This window comes from Candidatus Roseilinea sp. NK_OTU-006, assembly GCF_012931985.1.
Classification (GTDB): Bacteria; Chloroflexota; Anaerolineae; order J036; family Brachytrichaceae; genus JAAFGM01.
Map to the genome: position 1 here is coordinate 1 of NZ_JAAFGM010000104.1, position 2640 is coordinate 2640.

Here is a 2640-nt window from a genome sequence, read left to right on the forward strand (position 1 = left end):
ATATTTCGATCGCGTCTCGTTATCTGGCCTCTAGCACCACATACACGGGCAGGCCGCTCCGCTCATGTGCAATGAAGGTTTCGACCACCTGCCGGCCCATCCGATTCGCGATTTCGGTGAAGTCTTTTCGGCGATTATAAACGGCAAACCGCTCCCAGAGCACGATGTAGCGCCGGTTGGGATCCTGCAGCATCTCGGCGGCGCGTCGGCGGAAGCCTTCGTCGGCCTGCTCCGAGAAACCGAAAATCTCTACCGGGCGCACACGATCTGCCGTCAACACGCGCAGGTTCTTCTCGATGCCCCAGTCCAGCGCAACCGGCTCGTGCACGCCATTGGCATCGAGCCAGTCGGCCAGCTTGTAGATTGCGTCCGAGAAGCGCCCCGAGCCGCCGGTGCGCGCCAGGGTCGCGTGGTGCTGCTCGTTCACCCACACGTCTCGGCTGACAGGCAGCGCCAGAAGCAGAGAGACAAGGAGAAGGGACGACAAGGCGACCAGGCGATTTCTCTTTGTCTCCGTGTCCCCTTGTCTCCGTGTCCCCGTGTCCTCGTGTCCCCGTGTCACGAAGCCTGTGACGAACTCCGCCAACCACATCGCCGCGCAGGCCACCATCAACTGCGGCAGGGGCAACATGATGAACTGATGGGTGGACCACAGGCCGGAGACGGTGAACGCGCCCAGCACAACCAGGGTAGCCATGCTCGCCAGGATCGCGAAGAACCGGCGCGCTTCGTCGCGCCGACCCTGCTGCGCCGGTGGCAGCTCGCCCAGCCCGCGCCCGCGGATGATCGCCAGGGCTCCGCCGACGGTTGCGCTGAGGATCAGCGACGGCACGGCATAGACGTTGCTGAACGGCACGCCGTTGTACCAGAAGTAGCTGCCGTCCACGAATACGCGCGCGTCGTCAACGGCCTTCTGAATATTGTGTAGGAAATCCAGGTTGTTCACGCCGAACTGCTGCGTGGGGCGCGTGAGCGAATCGAGCAGGAGCGTGACCGTCCAAGCCTGACCATCGCGGATCAGGCCGGCCAGGTTGTAGTAGATCAGCGGCAGCGCGCCGAGCAGCACGCCGGCCAGTGCACACAGCAGCGCCGGCGCGAGCGCGATCAGGTGTTCGCGCTGGCTCTGGGTGCGTCGCGCTTCACGGCTGCGCGTGAACAAGAACACCGCGCCGATGACGATCAACACGATCACCCAGCGCAGGAACAGCAATTTGGCCCACAGCCCCAGGCCGATCAGCACGCCGGCGGCCAAAGCCAAGGCTCGACCTTTGGCACTGGACGACTGGCTCTCTGTGCGAACCACCTCGTCGAGCAACAACAGCGAGCCGATCGAGAACACGGTCATCACACTTGTCACACTGATGCCCTGCCGGCTGAACCAGATGAAGGAGGGGTTCACTGCCAGCAATAGCACAGTCACCGATGCAACACCATAGCCGAACCAGCGGCGCGCCAACATCCAAGCCAGCACGATTGTGACGCAGGAGAAGAAAATGGGCTGCGCGCGCGCCGCCACGTAGCCCGGCCCCAACAACCCCATGAAGGGCAGCGTGATGTAGCCGCCCAGGCTGCCCATGTAATCGAGCAGCATGACCGGGAAGTGGCCAATGCCGATGCCGCGTAGCAGCTCCGGCTGCCGGCCTTGCATCAGATCCAACATCGGCGCCAGATCGAGCGCCTCGTCGTAGTACAAGCCGGGCAGATGCAATTGGTGCAGCGAGAAGGCAAGAAAGATGGCCATCGCCGCGATGAGCGGGACATAGCGCGCCGTTCGCACAGCGATGCCGATTGTCTTCGTTGACTTTGCCGGTGCAGGCGTAGCTTGCACGAGATCCATGATGCGCAAGTTACAAGCATAGCGCAATCAAGCGGGTCAGCAGCCTATGCCGGCATGACGACTTTCAAACGACCAGATTAGGCCTTAGCCGCCTCCTGCATGGCTTGGCGCAGCGCCTCCGCGCCGCCGGCGATGTCGAGCAGCTCGTTGGTAATGCCGGCCTGGCGCGCTTTGTTGTAGCTCAGCGTATAGGCGACGATCAGGTCGGATGCGTTATCGGTGGCGTTGCGCATGGCGATGCGCTGCGCGGTATAGAAGCTGGCCAGCGACTCAAGCACGGCCTGATATACCTGCATTTCGGTCAAGCGTGGGAGCAGCGTGTTCAGGATCTCCGCCGGCCCGGGCTCGAATTCATAGGCCGGGCGCGGCCCGGCGTGAGCTTGGTCCGGCGCGATCGCCTCGGGCGCCAGGGGCAGAAGCCGCTTGATGACCGGCTTTTGCTGCGTCGCGCTGATGAACTCGGTGTAAATCAGATACACCTCGTCCACCACGCCGGTGAGGAAGTCGTCAATCGCGGCGCGCGTTGCCGGCGTGGTGTCCAGCAGCGTCGGGCGCGCCGGCATGCCGGAGAAGTCGGCGGCGATCTTGCCGCCGCGGCGATAGATGAAGTCGCGTCCCTTCTTACCGATGGGGATATAGCGCACCGGCTTGCCGTAGTCGCGCGCGAAGTTGAACGCAGCGCGGGAGACGTTGCTGTTGAACGCGCCGGCCAGGCCGCGATCGCCGGAGATCAGGATGATGGCGGCGCCGTTGACCTGCTCGCGGTTGGTGAGCAGCGGATGCTTGGTCTCGCCGCCGGCGAG

2 protein-coding genes are annotated in these 2640 nt (G+C 63.6%); both read right to left on the minus strand.

The genetic code is table 11. The features are described 5' to 3' along the window. Positions 1-19 precede the first annotated feature (19 nt). Positions 20-1837, minus strand: coding sequence for a glycosyltransferase family 39 protein (locus GXH28_RS15840; RefSeq protein ID WP_169239974.1), 1818 nt, complete (start codon positions 1835-1837; stop codon positions 20-22). Positions 1838-1914: 77 nt separating this feature from the next. After that, on the minus strand, positions 1915-2640 hold a 726-nt coding region (gene atpG / locus GXH28_RS15845; RefSeq protein WP_169239975.1), incomplete at its 5' end, for an ATP synthase F1 subunit gamma.